The 18552-nt window shown below is 59.8% G+C and carries 12 protein-coding genes; 6 read left to right on the top strand and 6 right to left on the bottom strand.

Features of this window, described 5'->3' with window-relative positions:
• The first annotated feature begins 70 nt into the window (after positions 1–70).
• Positions 71–763, top strand: a complete 693-nt coding sequence (locus tag ABTV22_RS19060) for an N-acetyltransferase family protein (RefSeq protein WP_433736049.1) — start codon at positions 71–73, stop codon at positions 761–763.
• 152 nt (positions 764–915) lie between these two features.
• Here the strand turns inward: ABTV22_RS19060 and ABTV22_RS19065 are convergent, their stop codons facing one another.
• Positions 916–1722: a class I SAM-dependent methyltransferase gene (locus ABTV22_RS19065; RefSeq protein ID WP_433736050.1), complete on the bottom strand. Its 807-nt coding sequence runs from the start codon at positions 1720–1722 to the stop codon at positions 916–918.
• A 261-nt stretch (positions 1723–1983) separates the two neighbouring features.
• Between ABTV22_RS19065 and ABTV22_RS19070 the strand changes: the two genes are divergently transcribed.
• Positions 1984–2367, top strand: a complete 384-nt coding sequence (locus tag ABTV22_RS19070) for a hypothetical protein (protein WP_433736051.1) — start codon at positions 1984–1986, stop codon at positions 2365–2367.
• Positions 2368–2487: 120 nt separating this feature from the next.
• On the opposite strand, the gene ABTV22_RS19075 is transcribed toward ABTV22_RS19070, so the two are convergent.
• The 5 genes from ABTV22_RS19075 to ABTV22_RS19095 all read right to left on the bottom strand — a co-directional run bounded on the left by ABTV22_RS19075 (position 2488) and on the right by ABTV22_RS19095 (position 12321).
• Positions 2488–3918, bottom strand: a complete 1431-nt coding sequence (locus tag ABTV22_RS19075; RefSeq protein ID WP_433736052.1) for a sigma-54-dependent transcriptional regulator — start codon at positions 3916–3918, stop codon at positions 2488–2490.
• Complete coding sequence (locus ABTV22_RS19080) at positions 3887–5380, bottom strand: sensor histidine kinase (RefSeq protein WP_433736054.1); 1494 nt, start codon at positions 5378–5380, stop codon at positions 3887–3889. Before ABTV22_RS19080 ends, ABTV22_RS19075 begins: the two co-directional genes overlap by 32 nt.
• 111 nt (positions 5381–5491) lie before the next feature.
• Positions 5492–6598 (bottom strand): SCO family protein, encoded by a 1107-nt coding sequence (locus ABTV22_RS19085; RefSeq protein ID WP_433736055.1) that lies wholly within the window; start codon positions 6596–6598, stop codon positions 5492–5494.
• A 22-nt stretch (positions 6599–6620) separates the two neighbouring features.
• Complete coding sequence (locus ABTV22_RS19090) at positions 6621–9419, bottom strand: multicopper oxidase domain-containing protein (RefSeq protein ID WP_433741450.1); 2799 nt, start codon at positions 9417–9419, stop codon at positions 6621–6623.
• 1453 nt (positions 9420–10872) lie between these two features.
• Positions 10873–12321, bottom strand: a complete 1449-nt coding sequence (locus ABTV22_RS19095; RefSeq protein WP_433736056.1) for a sensor histidine kinase — start codon at positions 12319–12321, stop codon at positions 10873–10875.
• A 302-nt stretch (positions 12322–12623) separates the two neighbouring features.
• On the opposite strand from ABTV22_RS19095, the gene ABTV22_RS19100 reads away from it, so the two are divergent.
• The 4 genes from ABTV22_RS19100 to ABTV22_RS19115 are packed head-to-tail and all read left to right on the top strand — an operon-like array spanning position 12624 to position 18253.
• Positions 12624–13970, top strand: coding sequence for a hypothetical protein (locus tag ABTV22_RS19100; protein ID WP_433736057.1), 1347 nt, complete (start codon positions 12624–12626; stop codon positions 13968–13970).
• A 35-nt stretch (positions 13971–14005) separates the two neighbouring features.
• Positions 14006–16255, top strand: a complete 2250-nt coding sequence (locus ABTV22_RS19105) for an Ig-like domain-containing protein (protein WP_433736058.1) — start codon at positions 14006–14008, stop codon at positions 16253–16255.
• Positions 16256–16315: 60 nt separating this feature from the next.
• Positions 16316–16777 carry a curlin gene (locus ABTV22_RS19110; RefSeq protein ID WP_433736059.1) on the top strand — a complete coding sequence of 154 codons (462 nt, stop codon included), beginning with the start codon at positions 16316–16318 and terminating at the stop codon, positions 16775–16777.
• 27 nt (positions 16778–16804) lie between these two features.
• Complete coding sequence (locus tag ABTV22_RS19115) at positions 16805–18253, top strand: curlin (protein ID WP_433736060.1); 1449 nt, start codon at positions 16805–16807, stop codon at positions 18251–18253.
• Positions 18254–18552 lie beyond the last annotated feature (299 nt).

The following is an 18552-nucleotide window of genomic DNA, read 5'->3' on the forward strand; positions in this document are numbered from 1 at the left end:
GCGTCCCGCTTGATCTATACCCAACAGTACCTTCACCCCAGCAGGGCCAATCCCGGCCAAGGAGGGCTACATGAGCCTGATCGACAAACTCCGCGAACGCATCAAACAAAAAGGCCTGAGCCGCACGTTCGGCACACTGTGGAAACGCTATGTGTTCTTCCACTGGGAGTTGTTGTGGATGGAGCGCGATCTGGTCAGCCCGGTGCCGCCACACAAGCTGCGACCCTACTCCGGCGTGCGCAAGGTGGACATCACCGCGCAAAACGCCACGGCGTTTGCCAGGCACTTCGGCGACCGGGTCCAGACCATGGCCGAACTGGCCGCCGAAGGTCATACCGGGCACATGTACCTGGACGAAAACGGCGATGCGGTGGGGTTCATCTGGGGCAGCACCCGCGACTACCACGACCGCCACTATTACGGCTGCCGGTTCCCGGTCAAACCCGGTGAGTTCTTCGAATTCGGCGGCGAAATGATCCGTGCCTATTTCGGCAGCAGCCTGTCGGTGGACGTACAGGTCGCCCTATGGGAGGCGATGGCGGCACAAGGCTGTAACAAGGTGGTGGACGTTTGTGAAACCCACAACATCCCGGCCCTGAAACTGCACATCCGCATGGGTTATCACGAACAGGGCCGCGTCACCCACGTCTACGGCCTGTTCGGCCGCTGGCGCTTCTTCCGCGAAACTCGCTACAGCGGTTCGCGCCTCGACCCGCTGCGCAAACCGGGGCGGCCGGTGGTGACGGCGGCGGCTCAGGCTTGATTTAGGACCGAGTCGTCCCTATCGCGGGCAAGCCTCGCTCCTACAGGATCTTCGTCGCACTCAGTATTTGTGTACGACACCAATCATTGTAGGAGCGAGCGATGCGGCGACCCGACTTGCCCGCGAAGGCGTCAGCCCAGTCAGTACATCTCTCAGCGCTTCTGCGCCACCCAGGTAAAACACATCGGCACCTGCGCCTCGCGCCCTTCGTAGCGGTCGTACAGTTCCTCGCGGTTGGAATGCGGGTACTCCCTGAAATGGCTGATCTGCAACCCGGCAGCGAGCGCACCGCTGAAGAGATCACCCAGGTTATGCACGAACCAGTAGGAAGGGGTGGCCTGTTGTTCGACCTTGCCCTCGTAGACGATCGGCTCAGTCTGTACAAAAGGCTCGCGGCGAAAGTAGGAGCTCGCCAGGGCAAAAGGATCGGCAGCTTCGGGGTCGAACATTTCGAGGAACGGATGGGTTTCGTACACCACCAGGGTCCCACCCGGCTTGAGTGTTTGCGCGACATGCCGGAAGAATTCGCCGATGTCCGGCATCCAGTTCAAGACGCCGATGGTGATCAGCGCTACGTCGAATCGGTCCTGTAATTGGAGCGGCAAACGGTGAATGTCGGCTTCGACGAATTCGACGTCGTGGGGTGAGCGTGAGGCCAGTTCCCGCGCCTGCTCGAGAAACGCCGCTGACTGGTCGACGCCGACCACGTGCCGGGCGCCCAAGGCAAAAAGAGAAAGACTTTCACGGCCATTGTTGCAGCCCAATTGCACGACCTCCCTACCCTCCACACCGACTTCGGTCAGCACAGTGGTCAAGGTGTCATCCAGGCAACAAAAATCCGCGCGTGTCACCGCGTTCAAGAGCACCGGCCATTCAGGGCTGTCCTTGTGATGGCGGGCGGAGTCATTCCAGGCATCGCGGTTGCTGGCGATGACGTTTTCTTTGGTTGGCAAATCCATTGCACCTGTCCCTATCGAATAGTTGATGCATGACTGTAGCAGCCCTGTGGCGAGGGGATTTAGCCAATCGTCACACCGCCCCGTTCGACTGCGCAGCAGTCGTTAAGCCTCGCTCTGCCTGAAAGATTGCGATGGCAGGATTTAGGGCCGCTGCGCAGCCCAACGGGGATAAATCCCCTCGCCACAGGCTCGCTCCTACGGGGAGCGCTATAGTTAATGACCTTGGGGATTTGCGTGAAATCCGATGCCGCAGGTGCTGCTATGAACACGATCAAACAGACGCTGTTGCTTGCCCTTTGCCTGACCGCCACCACCTGGGCACAGGCCGACGACAGCCCGATGCAAACCGAGCAATCGAGCAGTGAATTCAACTATTACGGGGCCGATCAACCGTTCGCCCACCCCGCCCCGCCCACTTTAAGTACCGTACCGCCAGGGTCGTACATCCCGACCTCGCCCCAGACGTTCATCCCGGTGTCCAGCGAACACGTGTTTTCCGACTCCCGGCTGCCAACGGTGGCCGATGCCACCGTGCGTGTCTTCATCCGCACCTACGATGAGGAGCGCGGCGTCTACGTCAACCAGGAGGTCATCGACCCCACGTGCATGCTGGCCTGCCTGAGCGCGCCAGGCCCGGCCCTGTAAATCTCACAACGGTAGGAGCAAAGCTTGCTCGCGATGGCGGTGTGTCAGGCGCCATGATTGCTGAGTGGACTGCCGCTATCGCGAGCAAGCTTCGCTCCTACAGAAAAAATATTTGCCTCCTTACCATTGGCGTTTGTCCGGGCGTGCGAGGCCGAGTTTTTCGATCCGGTAACGCAACATGTCGCGGCTCAGGCCCAGCAAGCGTGCGGACTTGGTGACGTTCCAGTCGGTCTTGTCGAGCATCTTGCGCACCATGTCGCGTTCGACTTCCGGCAGGTTCATCGAATCCGAGTTGACGAAGCTCGAGCGTGGTTCGCTGATGGGCACCTCGTGCTGGAACATTGGCGGCTCGTCCACCAGGCTCATGCACACGTTCAACTGGTGAGCGGCAACGATGTCGCTTTGGGCCAGCAACACGGTCTGCTCCAGCATGTTGCGCAACTCGCGCACATTGCCCGGCCAACTGTAGTTGAGCAGCAACTCTTCGGCCTGATCACTGAAGCGCAGGTGCGGTTTGCCGTAGCGTTTGCCGTGCGACGCGAGGAAGTGCCGGGCCAGCAGCAGGATGTCTTCACCACGGGCATACAGGCGCGGCACCTTGATCGAGATGATGCGCAGGCGGAAAAACAGGTCGCGGCGGAATTTGCCCTGCTGGACCATCTGTTCGAGGTTGCAGTTGGTGGCGCTGATCACCCGCAAATCGACCTTGCGCTCCTTGACCGCCCCGACCCGGCGAATCGTCCGGTCTTCCAGCAGTTTGAGCAGCTTGGCCTGCAATATCAGATCCATTTCGCCGATTTCGTCGAGAAACAGCGTGCCGCCATCGGCCGCTTCCACCAACCCAAGGCGACGATCCTTGGCGTCGGTAAAGGCGCCCTTCTCGTGACCGAACAGCTCCGACTCCACCAGATTGGCCGGAATCGAGGCACAGTTGAATTCAATGAACGGCCCCTTGGCGCGCGGGCCGTCGAAATGCAGGGCGCGGGCCACCAGTTCCTTGCCGGTGCCGGTTTCGCCTTCGACCAGCACCGGAGGGAGGTCGGTGTTGGCCATCCGCCGCTCGGCGTCGAGCAACTGGCTGATCGTGCCTTTGAGGTAGACCATCGGCGCCGATTCACCGATCAACGCCTGCACCCCGGCCTTCTGCGCCTCTCGCTCCTGATAGAACGACAACGTGCGTTCCATGCGTTCGGTGGCCAGGGCCTTGTCCAGCAGCAACTTGAGCTCGGGCAATGCCACCGGTTTGGTCACGTAGTGGAAAGCCCCTTCTTTCATGGCCACCACGGCGTCCTCGACGTTGCCGTAGCCTGTCATCATGATCACTTTCAGATCGGGCGCGCTGACGCGCAGCTTCTGGATCAGATCATGCCCGCTCATACCGGGCAACGAGTTGTCGGTCAGCACCACATCGGGAACGAAAGTCTTCAATTGCTCCAGTGCGTCTTCAGCCGAGTGGCAGACCGTCACCTCGAACTCCTTGCGCTCCAGGTACGTCTGAATATTCTCGGCGAGGAGTTCATCATCCTCGACCAGCAGTATGCTGTGTTCCATATTCCCCTCCCGTTGCCACTTTAAAATTCAGACTTACGCGGGTTCCTTCCTGCTCTTGGCTCGTCAGTTCCACCGAGCCTTCGAAACGCTCCATTATTCTTTTTACCAGGGCCAGACCTACACCCAGTCCGCCTTGCTTAGTGGTAAAGAACGGCTTGAAGACCATTTGTTGTTGCTGTTTGGTCATGCCCTTGCCGGTGTCGTTGAGAATCATGCTCACCTGTCCGGGTGCCGGCGTTTCAATATCGATGCTCAGCACGCCGCCCTTGGGCATGGCTTCCAGGGCGTTAGCAAACAGGCTATTGAGAATTTGTGTTAGCAGCACCTGTTGGCTGACGACCGGTGGCACGCTTTTGGGGGTGAAGCGCACTTCGACGTTCGAGCGCTTGATCAACGGCTCGAAAGCCCCCAGGGCATCGTCGATGGCCAGCACCAGGTCGACGTCTTCATGGTCGTCATTGACCGGTCGCAACGACACCAGCAATTCGCGTACCCAGCGCGACATGCGATCGACCTGGCTGATGATGTCACCGATGTTCTTCTGCGCGGGGTGGCTGGCGATTTCCTGGGCAAGCTCGGCGCTGGTGCGGATGTTGGCCAGTGGATTGCGCAGGCTGTGGGCGACCGCCGAGGACATTTCCCCCAGGGCGACAAAGGTTTCGTTGGCCACCAGTTGCTTCTGCTGACTCTGCAACAGCATGGCGGCCCGTCGCACGATCCAGAACAAGCCCATGTAAATCGCCGCGCCACCGAGCAGGGTCACCAGCCAGATCGCCTTGAACCCACGCTGGATACGCTCCACAAGGTCGATGGGTTCCTTGTAGATCTCCACCATGGCAATCACTTTGCTTCTGTCGGCGTTGAACATCGGGATGTAGTTCTCGATGAACAGGTATTGCGGTTCACGCAGCAAACGTTGCTCAGGTTTTTCTTCATCGATTTCGTGGTAGCTGGTGGACACCGCCTCCTTCATTTCGAAGGACTCATCCAGCTCGTCGTCGTCCTCGATGCGCTGCCCGATCAACTCCGGATTGGTCGACCAGACGACGGTGCGATCGAGGGCGTAGACAGTGGCCAGCAGAATGTCAGGCAAGTGCTCCACGTGATCGAGGAACTCGATGCGCGCGTTGGCACGTGACGCCGGATCGACATCGGGATACGCATTGTCATCCCGTGGATCGAGCATTTCCCCCATGGTCCTGTTCGGCGTGATTGAGGCATGGCGAATTTCGCCATCGCCGATGGCCTGAATGAATTGCGCCGTCAGCATCGAATCGCGCTCGATACTCTCTTGCACCACAAAGCGCGTGGAAATGTAGCCCAGTCCCAATGCCACGGCGGCAATGATGAAAAAGCTTGCCAGTGAGAACCAGCGCACCAGATTGAACGGCGGTCGCCAATCCTTGCTCTCTGCCGCCGGTGGAATCGTCGCCGGTAATTTTTGTTCTTCCAGCATCTGCATGCATGTGTCCTGGTTACTGTGATCAAGCCATTTCTGTCGTGCTGTGGATCAGTGTAGGTGGCATTGAACGCGACAGACGGTCAAGAAAGTGTTATTTCGCCACTATTGCACCTAAGTCTTGGGCACCGCGACGGCATGATGGTGTTCGGGCTCTTCATTGTCAGCAGTCACTGCTGGCTGCTGGCGATCGGTTTCCTGCTGCAAAAACTCGATGATCGACTGCGCCGAGTTCTCATCCATGCGCAGGTTGGGCATCGGAATCCGGTTGAAGCGTTCGTACAGTTCCATGGCGAGCGGGTCTTTCTCCGCGAGCATGCGGTCCGGTTCACGGATCCAGCGGCTGAGCCACGCAGGATCGCGCTGGCGGGTCACACCAATCAAGTCCGGGCCGATGCTGCGCAGACCAATGCCCTGCCCGTCCATCGGGCCAAGGCTGTGGCACGAAGCGCAACGGGTGCGAAACAGTTCTTCGCCATTGCTCGGCGGACGTATTTCCGGAGCATTGGCATAGCTTTCGCCGATGCTCGGCTGCTTCCAGTTATGCAAAGTGTTGGCCAATTGATCGGCCAGAATCCATGGGTTCTCGAAAGGTGAAGCTTTCATCCAGCGACCGGTCTCCTGGTTGCCGACGATCAGGCTCAGGTTGTGGTCCTTGTTGCGACCGTTATCGACGCCCTCGATGAACAAACCGAGTTTTTGCCGAAGCTCGGTGACATCGGCGAACTCCCCGGTGAGGAACTGCCAGCCAGGCCCCACCTGGAAGCGTTGTGAATAGGCCTTGAGCACCTCAGGGGTGTCGCTCAAGGGATCGATGCTGATGGAGTAGAAGAAGATGTCCTTGCCGACCCGATCGCCAAGCAATTTCTGCACCTGGCGCAGGCGCGCGGTTTCCAGCGGGCAAGAGTCGCTGCAAGAGGTGAAGATGAAGTTGATCACCACCACCTTGCCCTTGATCAGGTCATCGAAAAAACGCACCTGCCGACCGTTTTGGTCAGTCAGCAGGGTGTTGGGGAAATAGTCCGCCCCCCAGGGGGTGGCGGATTCGGCGACGGCCGTTTCTCCCGTGGCGGCCGTCGGTGCGGGTGAAGGTTGCGGTGAAGGAACGGGAGTCGACGGCGACGGTTTGGCAACCAGCAGTTGGCTGACCAGCAGACCGGCGGCGATCAGCAATACCAAGTGCATGAGCCAGGCGCGTGGGCGCGGTGTATGCATTTTCATGTCGACTCCCTCCCTGATGACCTTATTTGACGATGACTAGTGGACCCTTGCCGTCGCCGGTGCGGAAGGTTGGCAGTGCGGCAGAGTTCACGTAGCGCACACCATCCCAGCTTGGCAGCGGTGTCGGCATCAACTGGAATTGACCGGGCTTCTCAAGGTCCCAACGCAGCAGCATCGAGTTGTCCTCATGCTGGGTGTTGTGACAGTGCTCCATGTAGGTCCCGGCAAACTCGCGGAAGTTGATCGCCATCTCGACGTTGTCCAAACCATCTTTTTCCGAACCGATGCGGTAAACGTCCTTGCGTGCCCATTTTTCCCATTCCGGTGGTGCCTTGCCGCCGCGACTGAGGATGATCCCTTCCTCGAAGTGCACGTGCACCGGATGGCTCCAACCCGTACCGCCGGCCCTGATGTTCCACACCTCCAGGGTGCCGAACCCGGCGGTCCCGGCGTCGGTGGGGCCGTTGGCCAGTTGGGTCGCCGCATTCAGGCGACGCGGGTCCATGTGGTAGCCGAAGCCGCCATCGGTCTTGACCGTCCACGGTGCTTCATCGGTGCCGTCGGAACGGCCGAAGGTGAAGGTGCGGTGACGGGCGTTGGCCAGCAACGCCTTGTCGGCAGCGTTGTCACGGTGGATCTTCAGCGGGATCATCACCAGGCCTTCAGCCTTGCCGGGTTTGGCCGGCTCGTACAGCGAAGGGTCCATGGCCAGGTCCTGACCGGTGTAGGCCTTGACGTTGAGTTGCAACACCTTGCCCACCGCCGGATCGCCCCTGTCCCACTGCGGGCCTTTGCTGCCCTGTTTGATCACCGCCTTGTATTTCTCGGACAGTACGTCCCCCAGCGGGATCGGTTCTTTCGGGCCTTTGCCATCGTCGTGGGCCAGCAGGTTGACGAAGAAGATCTTGTCACCCGGCTTGATGCCGTTTTTTGCGAAGTTGACGATGATGTCGAAGCGCTCGGCAATGCCTTGGGTTGGCAGAATGGCGTTGTGGTTCTGTTTGTCGCCATCGGCGTCCAGGTCCATGGTGCCGTCGAATGGCACGGCGTGTTCCATGATGTTGCCGTCATTGGCAATCATGTGGAACGGTACACGGGCATAAGACACACCCGAGCCGCTAGGCCCTTGGAACTCGCCACTGGAGCCCTTGATTTCACGCACCAGGGCGAACTTGTAGTAGCGCGATACCGAACCGTTGAGCATGCGGAACCGATAGCTGCGGGCACGCACGTCCAGGGTAGGTTTCCAGCCCCAGTTGACCACCACTTGGTCACCGAGGAAGCCGTCGGTGTTGAACGGGTTGAACCACAGTTGACCGTTCTGATCCCAGGCCTTGTCGGCGAACAACAGGTTCACGTCGTAGTCGCGGTTACCCCATGGCAAGGCGTTGCCGCTGGGGAAACGCAGGTTGACGCCGTCGTTCACCGATTCGTTGCCACGGTCCAGGGCGCTGTAGTAGTTCATCATCGCCGCGTTGCCCTTGTAGACGTTCTGCGCGGTGAAATCGAGCATGTGGTCATGGAACCAGTGGGTGCTCATGGTCTCGCGCCAGTCGCCACGGATCTTGATCGTGCCGTGGTCGCAGGTCTTGAGGCCTGGGTTCATGTCATTGGTCCACAGGGTTTCGCCCGGCGAGCATGGGAACGCCGCACGCGGGTCTTCTGCCTTGGTGTTGATGGTGTCGTACCCGGCGAGCTGAATAGGCCAGCGATAGTCGTAGTACTGACCGGGGAAGAAAAACGCGTTGGCATAACCGTCGCTTTCCGCCGGCGCATGGCCGTTGTGCTCGTGGGTGCTGATGGTATGCAGACCAAAACCCATGTTGGCCGACGGGTCGATAGGCAAACCGTTGTAGTGACGCATCAGCACGGGTTGACCGTAACGCACCATCAACAGTTTGGGCGGCAGCGTCCCGTCGAAGGTCCACACCGAGTTGTGGTTCTGCGCTGGCATCAGCGGGTGCAGGCGCGGTTCGACACCCTTGGAGGTACCGTCCGTTGCCGGTATGCCCGCGACGTTGTGATACAGGCCACCGGGGCCGAACTCACCCACCGCGTAGTGGTGCATCTGCCGATCGTCACGCAAGCCGCCGTTGGTCCGTATACCGGTCTGCACGGTCTTGTAGGCGTTCTGCGGGTAAAACTCGTTCCAGCGCTGATGGGACCAGCCCTTTCCTGGTGGACGGCCTTCGGCCGACGAACCGATATGGCGGTTGAGGAATTGCTCGATCTGCGCCTGCCATGGGTTGCGGTCAACGGTGTTGGCGTATTGGCTGGGGAACGGCGTCAACCCCGGTTGGCGCAGGAAGTTATCGAGGGCCAGGCTTGGCGGTGCACTGCGAGCTGCACTGGTCGGGTCCTGGGCCGGCAATGGACCAATGCCCGGTGGTGGAAACGGCAGTTGCGCGGCCGGTGTGGTGGCATCGAGTTTTTCCGGCCCGAACTCCTCGAACAGCATCATTTGCTGGGTAAATGGCTGAGCTCCGAACAACGGGCTGGGCTTGCCATTGGTGGGGTAGTTGAAACTGGTTTGCTGTGCCGGTGGCAGTTGGTTTTCCACACGCTCAGTGTCGCGTGTGCCTTTGACGCCATCGGGCAAATCGAAGGCATCTACGTTGGCCTCTGGCATGCTCAGGATGGCATTCAAGGCGGCTGGCTCGTCGGCCGGTTCGTCGTAGTAGGCGGACGGATCGGATGGCTCTGGCTGTCGCTCATCGTCGATCGGGCTGGCGCGCAGCATCCCTGTGCTTAATGTCATCGATATAACAATACTTAAAGGCGTCAACAACCACTTGAAGGGATACTGCGCTTTTCTGTCCATCATCAGCCACCTCGTATGCGTGAAGGGGGTGATGGTGGCTTTGCAATTGCCTCGCCATATTTGTAACTGCTTTTTACAAAAGCATTAACGCCCAACAAAACAATGGCTTATCAACATCAATGTGCCATACCTGGGGGAAATGACTGGGGAATGACACCCGCTAGCGGGGAAAGTTCATCCCCAATTTCAGGGGGCGCGCGAGGTTTAGGGGTCGGGGTCGGGGTCGGGGTCGGGGTACAGCGTACATATCCTTTTCTTCGGAAACGGCTGCTTATGGTTTCGCCCTTACGGCGAGTCACTTGGAAGAGCGCCAAGTAACCAAGCGCTCTATCCCCTGACGTACGGTGCCTCGCCTAGGCTCGACATACCCTCGCTCCGGTCCTGCTCCGTGGGCCCGCCGCCATCGGCCATCCATGGCCGGGGGCGGCTAACCCGGCATCCATGCCGGGTTGCCCACTGCGCAGAACCTGCGCTCGGCCTTCCGACGGGGCAGGTCAAGATCAAAAGCAAAGCAAAGCAAAGCAAAGCAAAGCAAAGCAAAGCAAAGCAAACACCAAGCCTGCGCCTGACAAATTCCAACTGTAGGAGCGAGCCTGCTCGCGATGGATTTCAAGACAACGAAATCATCCAGACCGCCGGCACTAACGTTGACGCCCATCGCGGGCAAGCCACGCTCCTACAGGGGATTGATAACATTCGCCAAAATCAGGTCGGCTCGAAGGCCGCCTCGCTTTTGCATTGGCTTTGGCTTTGGCTTTTGATCTGCCCTGCCCCGTCGCGGCGGGCCCACGGAGCAGGACCGGAGCGAGGGAACCCTGAGCCTCAGCGAAGGGCCGTACGTCAGGGGATAGAGCGCTTGGTTACTTGGCGCTCTTCCAAGTGACTCGCCGTAAGGGCGAAACCGCCAGCGGCCATGACCGAAGAAACGGATATGTACACCGTCTCAATTGAACCCCTCACGCCACCGACAAAGCACGCGCGCCCTGTAGGAGCGAGCCTGCTCGCGAAAAACGCCAGGACGCCACGGCCATTCAGGCAGCCAGCGTCATCGTTGACGTCCATCGCGAGCAGGCTCGCTCCTACAGGGGATTGATAACATTCGCCAAAATCAGGTCGGCTCGAAGGCCGCCTCGCATTGGCTTTGGCTTTTGATCTGCCCTGCCCCGTCGGAAGGCCGAGTGCAGGTTCTGCGCAGTGGGCAACCCGGCATGGATGCCGGGTTAGCCGCGTTGGGCCAAGGATGGCCTGTCGCGGCGGGCCCACGGAGCAGGACCGGAGCGAGGGAACCCTGAGCTTCAGCGAAGGGCCGTACGTCAGGGGATAGAGCGCTTGGTTACTTGGCGCTCTTCCAAGTAACTCGCCGTAAGGGCGAAACCGCCAGCGGCCATGACCGAAGTAACGGATATGTACACCGTCTCACCCCAAAACCCTTAAGCGATCAGCATTACCGGTTTCAGGGAACCAACTTGAACGACAGACGAACAGAAGTGCCCTCGCCTTCACGGCTGTCCAGGGCAACAGCACCGCCAAAACGCTCCATGATCCGCTTGACCAGGACCAGCCCGACGCCGAGCCCGCCCTGCTTGGTGGTGAAAAACGGGCGGAAGGCCATTTTTCGTTGCTCTTCGCTCATGCCTTTGCCGGTGTCGCTGACCACCACACGCACACCACGGGCGTCGGCGGGCTCCAGGGTGATGGCCAGCGTCCCGCCTTCGTCCATGGCCTCCAGCGCATTGGAAACCAGGCTGTTGAGGATTTGCGTCAGCTGCACCTGCTGGCTCAGGACCATGGGCGTTTCTTTGGGTTCGAACACTACATTGATCCGACCTATGGCGATTTGGTGCTCGAAGGCCATGAGGCTGTCATGCAAGGCCGCCACCAGGTTGACCGGCTCGGCCTCGTCACTGAGCGGTCGCAAGGACTGCAGCAACTCGCGTACCCACTTCGACATGCGATCGACCTGACCAATGATGTCCTTGATGTTCTTGTGCGCCGCGCCGTCGTCGAACTCCAGCGCCAGCTCGGCACTTGAGCGAATGGTCGCCAGCGGATTGCGCAGGCTGTGGGCCACCGCCGAAGACATCTCGCCCAGGGCGACAAAGGTTTCATTGGTGATCAGTTGTTTTTGCTGGGTCGCCAGCAGTATCGCCGCGCGACGCACGATCCAGTACAACCCCAGGTAAATCAGGCCGCCACCCAGGGCCGTGGCCAGCCAGATCAGGACCAGGCCACGCTCCATGCGATTGATCAGGTCCTGGGGTTCCTTGTAGATCTCGACCATCGCCGTGACGTTCTTGCCGTCGGCATCGAACAACGGGATGTAGTTCTCGATAAAGATGTATTCCGGTGGCGTCACGAACTTCTGTTCCATCCGGGATTTGTCCACGTCGTGATAACTGGCCGACACCGGCGTTCTTTTGGCGAACGCTTGATCGAGGTCGTCGTCGGTATGAATCGTGGTGCCCATCAGGGCCGGATTGGTCGACCAGATCACCATGCGGTCGGGGGCATAGATATTGGCCAGGATCACGTCGGGCAAGTGTTCGATGTGGTCGAGGAATTCGCCACGGGCGTTGGCACGGGCCAGTGGATCGACATCGGGATAGTCCCGGTCCTTGCGCGGATCGAGCAGCTCGCCCATGGTCCGCACGTTGGGAATCGACACGTGCCGTACCTCGGCCGAGGCGATCGCCTGAATGAACTGCGAGGTCAACAATGCATCGCGCTGTACGCTTTCGGTAATCACAAACTTGGTCGACACAGACCCCAACGCCACCGCCACCGTGCCAATCACCGCCATGCTGATCAGCGAAAACCAGCGCAACAAATTGAAAGGTTGCTTGCGCGAGTTCAAGCGAATATCGCCCTTTTCGGATTCAAGTGTCTTTGCCAGCGTGGTCATGGATGTCTTGTCCCGAACTGCCCGAACTGCCCCTTTAGCTTTATAGCCCACTGCTTGCAGATTGCCCGATTTCGGGTGGCTTTTCCCCCATTTTTCCCCGCCCTGTCCAATTGCCCCATCTGCCCCCAATGCTGGGGAAAAAGGCCCGTTCCCACTTTTGGGGAAAGGCTTCCCCATAGTCCGGTGAACGCCCGTGTACCGGGCCTCTCATGGTTATTTTCGCCAATTGGCATGGGAGTTGCCGAATGACCTGCCAACTGGCCCACTTCCAAGGGGCAGGTACTCTGATAGAGGGAATACTCATGCACCCTTTACTGTCTAAAACCGCGATCGCACTGACTGTGACCGCTCTGGCCCAAGGCGTTGCCCAGGCTGCGCTGTTTGCTGTAGACCCCGGTCCCTATCTACACGACACCGGTGGTTTCGCTTCCTGGTATCAGGACACCCATGGACGAACACTCGACTTGTGTCTGTCAAAGGCTGTCAGTTCCAGGGTTCCCAGCGCTCCAGGCGCACCCACCTACATGTGCTCACTGCTCCCTGCGCCCGGCATATTCGACGATACCCAGGCGCTGAACTTCCCGACGAATTTTCCCGACGAAGCGTTCTGGTTCACCGCCGACGGCACCATTGTTGATGCGGCCAGGGGCATCAACTTGTCCTACGGTTCGGCGGTCGAGGCCGCCTTCAGTGGAGGCGATCCCCTGGAAGGCGACCAGATCAGCTTTGCCCGCATACGCATTCGCGTCGATGTGCCCACCGCTGGCACCTACATCATTACCCACCCTTACGGCGTCGAAGCTTTCACGGTCGATACCCCCGGGCGGCGGGCGATCAACATGACCCGTGACATCGGTATCGGCGCGCCGAAAACCTATGACGGCGCACTTAAAGGTGATGTCGGACCGTTCCTGCGCAGTGTCAACGGTCCCTACACCGAGACCGACCCTGATACTCACCAGGCCGAACAATTCATCGGTGACCCGAACCTCAATGAGGCCGTGACCGGCAGCCCGTTCAACACCAACTTCATCCGTATCGAAGGGCCGGGCGGTATTGACCTGCGCACCACTGTTTTCGCCGTGTCCGGCAAGCTATCAAAACTGGCTCGGCCGACGCCGATGATCACTGAGCGCGGCACCTACTCGCGCAAAGGCGATGCCGGTGCCCCGGTGGCCCAGCAAGATGTATTCGTCAAGGCGCCACCACAACCGGCCAAAGTGACCCTGGACAGCAACAGCCCGGTATTGAACCTGACCGAAGCCGATTCCACCGGCAGCTGGTACGCCCAGTCCTCAACCAACCCAGCGCTGCCGGCCGTCTTGCAGCTGACGGCTGATAACAGTCTGGCCATCCCCACCAGCACGCCCACCACCCTGCCCATGCCGCTGACTGACCTGGTGGTGATCTCGCAGGCTCAGTACAGCCTGAGCTCCGGGCAGATCAGCATCGTGGCTTCGACCAGCGATGAAACCTCGCCACCCACGCTCACCGCGACCACCGGAACCGGTGTCGTCATCGGCTCCCTGAGTGGCGAAGGCGCGGAGAAATCCATGTCGACCGGCATCTCGCCGATCCCACCGGCCAAGGTCACGGTGACGTCATCCAATGGCGGCAGCGATACCGAAGAAGTGGTCATCGTGCAATGAACGCTCTCATGCCCAGATCCGCATCAGGAGGCATCATGAACAAGTGGCCACGCTTCGCGCTCAACGCGCTCGGGCTGACTCTCTCGCTGTCCGGCAGTGCGTTCGCGCAACTCAATGCCGTCGACCCCGGCCCTTACACCTTTGCCACGGGGAAATTCCCCATGTGGTATCAGGACAAAAACCTGTTATCGCTTGAGTTGTGCCAGTCCCGTGCTACCAGCACCCGGGTAGCCGGTACACCTGGAGCGCCTTCCTACATGTGCACCCTGCTGCCGACTCCGGGGATTTTCGATGACACCCAGCCGATGGTGTTCCCGGACAACTGGCCAGACGAAGCCTTCTGGTTCCTGGCCGAAACCACCATTCCCAACAACGCCGCCGGTTATGGTATGGACGCCTATGTCGCCGGCATAGAAGCGGCGTTCGCCGGTGGCAACCCGCTCGATGGTGATCAAATCAGCTTTGCGCGGATACGCATGCGCATCAACGTGCCCGTCGCTGGCGTCTACAAAGTGACTCACCCTTATGGCGTGGAAACCGTCACTGTCACCACACCGGGTCGTCGTGCGATCAACATCACCCGAGACATCGGCATCGGCGCCTCGGGTAATTTCACCGGCGCGGTCAATGGTGCGATCGGGCCATTCCTTCAAAGCATTCATGGTCCCTACGACGAATTGAACCCGGACACCGGTGTCACTGAAAGGTTTGTCGGCGACCCCAACCTCACCGAAGAAGTGACCGGCAGCCCCAACGACACCAACTTTGTACGCATCGAAGGTCCGGCAGGGGTGATCGAGACCAAGCTCTTCACGCTGTCCGGTAAAGTCTACGACAACCGGGCACAAACCCATGTTGACCTTACCCGTGCCAGCTACCGCCGCACCGCGTCGAGCACCGGCACCACTACCCAGGTCGAAGTGTTCGGTAAAGCGGATAGCGCTTCTAAGTTGTGCTTCCGCGAATCCGTTGCCCTGGTGCCAGGCACCACGCCATCACCCTGCCTGATCCCCATGACGGGGGACAACACCGGATTGTTCTTTGGCTCGCGTCAGTTCAACGGCCCCGTGCCTCCGGTCGTGGTGCTCACTGCTACGGGTGCTGATGCCACCACCCGCCCAACCGCAGTGTCGAGCAAGCTCACTGACCTGGTGAAAATCGAGACCGCACGCTACAGCTGGAGCAATCACAGCCTGGTGATCGAGGCCCGGTCCACCGATGAAGTGGGCATTCCGGACATGGTCGCCCAAGGCTATGGACGCCTGACAAAATCCGGCACCCTGCAAAAAATCACTGTCGCCGATCTGCCACAACCACCCGCATCCGTCACCGTCAAATCCGCCGCTGGCGGCAGCGACACCGAACCTGTGGTGGTGGTCGGCACGGCACCGGACACTGGCGAAAACCAGGCTCCGATCGCCCGCGCCGACAGCGGCAGCACCAGCTTCGGCGTGCCAATCACCCTCAGCCCGCTGGCCAACGACACCGATCCGGACGGCAACACACCACTGACCATCACCGCGCTGACTCAGCCGGCCACTGATCAGGGCACCGTCGCCCTGAGCGGAACCACCGCCGTGGTCTACACCCCGCCAGCGGTGGTTAACACAACGCTGACCACAACCTTTACCTACAAGGCTCAAGACTCCAAAGGCCTGGCTTCGACCACCCCGGCAACCGTGACCATCACCGTGGCGCCTAACCAGGCTCCTACAGCCGTCGCTGACAGTGTGGCCACCCTGGGCGTGGCCATTCCGATCAGTGTGCTGGCCAACGACACCGATCCGGAAGGCAACCTGCCTCTGGCCATCGCCAGCTTCGGTCAACCACCGTCAGGTCGCGGCACCGTTACCAGCGATGGCACGGTCCTGACCTACACCCCACCGGCCACGTTCACCACGGCCTTCACCACGACCTTCACCTACTTCGCCAAGGACAGCTTCGGTGCTGTGTCGACGACGCCGGCCACGGTCACGGTGCAAGTCTCGCCTAAACCAGCGGCGGAAACCTTCGCGGTCACAACGGCGACGGTGTCGGCCCGCTCCAATAACCGTTTCACCTGGGACTTTGCAGGTACCTCGTCGGTGACCACTGGCAACACCATCACCATCAAGGTCACCACCCCGACCGGGCTGCAGACCTTGGGCACCACCACGGTGCCGGTGACCGGTCGCTGGCGGTTCACGGCGAACAACATCACCAACGTGGTTCCGTCGGCTAACCCGACCGCCACCATCACCTCGTCCCAAGGCACCACTCGCACCGTGCAGGTGATCTCGAACTGAGCCCTCGCCCCCTCCACTCGATGAGTGGAGGGGCCAACCTTTCGCGAAAAGGAAGACGCCATGAAGAAGTCGACCGCCGCCCTGCTCTGCCTGCTCCTGCTGTGCACCAGCGCGGGCGTGCGTGCCGACGATTTGATGGAGAACGATGACCTGGCGCCTGGCGCCGATCTCGGCGAGTTACCACCCCCGGTGGGCCAGCATGCCCTGATCGACCAGAACGGCCAGGCCAACATCGCGCTGTTGCAACAGAACGGCCAGTCGCTGCTCGGCCAGATCGTTCAGTCAGGCAGCAATCAGGAAGCCTACATCCTGCAACAAGGCAGCGACCTGATGGCTTTTATCAACCAGCAAGGTTATGGCAACGCCGCCTCGATCGTTCAGAGCGGCAGCCACAACCGGGCAGAGATTTCTCAGAACGGCAACAACAACGACGCCAGCATCGTCCAGGCCGGCACGGGGCAGCAGAGTGCTGTGACCCAAGCAGGAAATGGAATGAGCGTATCGGTCACTCAATTTCGATAAAGCACTGCATCACTTGGAGGTTTCATCATGTTCAAACTGACGCCCCTTACCGCCGCCATCCTCGTCATTGTCAGTGCCCAGGCGTTGGCCGATGACAGCGTGTCCACCCAGAGCCAATTCGGTGACGTCAACGTCGCCAATGTGAAGCAAACTGCAGCGCCGCTCAGTACCGCCACCCAGCTGCAGGTAGGCACCGGCAACGACGCGGCCGCCGTGCAAGACACGGCCACCAGCACCATTAACCAGAACCAGACCGGCGACTACAACGCCGGCTATGCCGAACAGCTGTACGAAGACCACAGCACCATCACCCAGAACCAGATCGGCACCTACAACATCAGCCACGCCAGCCAGTCGATCGGCGTGGGCAACGGCGAGGTCCTGCAGCAACAGGAAGGCAACGGCAACTTCTCGTTCGTCTATCAGGACAGTCAGGAAGGCACTTCCGGCAAGACCTACCAGTACGGCGACAACAACGAAGCCAACATCGAACAGATCCAGCTCGGTGCTAGCAACAACGCCGTGATCATCCAGTACGGCGACACCAACTACGCCACCGCCGAGCAGATCAATCACATGGGCGGCCAAATCAACCTCAACCAGTCCGGCAGCACCAACTATGCCTACGGCGACCAGCGCAACGGTGAAGGTGGCAACCTGACCGTCAATCAGTACGGTAACCTCAACGGCACCGAAGTCTGGCAAGACACCCAGAAAAATGCCAAGGCCACCATCAACCAATACGGCGACTCCAACGAAACCATCGTTGACCAGAGCTTCGGCGAAAACAACGCCGCCAATGTGCTGCAAATCGGTAACGCCAACGCCATCTACGCCGACCAGTTCGAATCCGTGGGCTCCACAGTCGGGATTTACCAACTGGGCGACAACAACGTCCACTACACCTACCAGAGCGGCGACAGCCACGTGCTCAACACCAACTCGGTGGGTAACGACAACAAGGTCTACGCCAGCAACTGGAAAGGGCCGCAAATGGGCGGCCAGTTCGGCAGCAGCCAGACTGCCACCGTCAATCAGAACGGCAATGGCAACATCGCCAGCTTTAAACAGGACGGTGTCGGCCACATCATGACCACCAACCAGACCGGCTACGGCAACAAAACCACCATCAGCCAGGCCGACTCGTATAACGAGCTGTACTTCGACCAGAACGGCACCGACAACATCCTGATCGCCGACCAGCGCGGCACCACCAACCTGGCCCAGGGCAGCACCAACGGTACCGGCAACAGCACCGAGTTCAATCAGGAAGGCACCGGCAACCAGGCGTTCACCACTCAACTGTATGGCGACGACAACATGATCACCGTCAAACAGGCTGACACCATGAACGTGGCCTACGTCACCCAGGGCGGCACCGGCAACATCGCCAACGTCGACCAGAGCGGCAACTACCAGAACGCCAACGTTCAACAGTACGGCAACGGCAACCAGGCGACTGTGTTGCAGCAATAATCGAGCGGCATAAAAAACCGCGGCCCCTGGAGAAGGTCGCGGTTTTTTTATGGCTGTACAGATACCCATTTGTAGGAGCTGCCGCAGGCTGCGATCTTTTGATTTTGTTTTTTTAAAGATCAAAAGATCGCAGCCTGCGGCAGCTCCTACAGGATGCCCATCACCGCATTGAATAAGGTGGAGTGATGCCGTTGCCTTCCGTAGGAGCCAGGCTTGCCGGCGAAGGCGCCCATGAGGCCAATTTCGCCGGCAAGCCTGGCTCCTACAGGTTCCTGTCCGTGCATCGAATGGCTTCACGA

The sequence above is a fragment of the Pseudomonas putida genome (assembly GCF_050990305.1).
In the GTDB taxonomy this organism is placed as follows: domain Bacteria; phylum Pseudomonadota; class Gammaproteobacteria; order Pseudomonadales; family Pseudomonadaceae; genus Aquipseudomonas; species Aquipseudomonas putida_AH.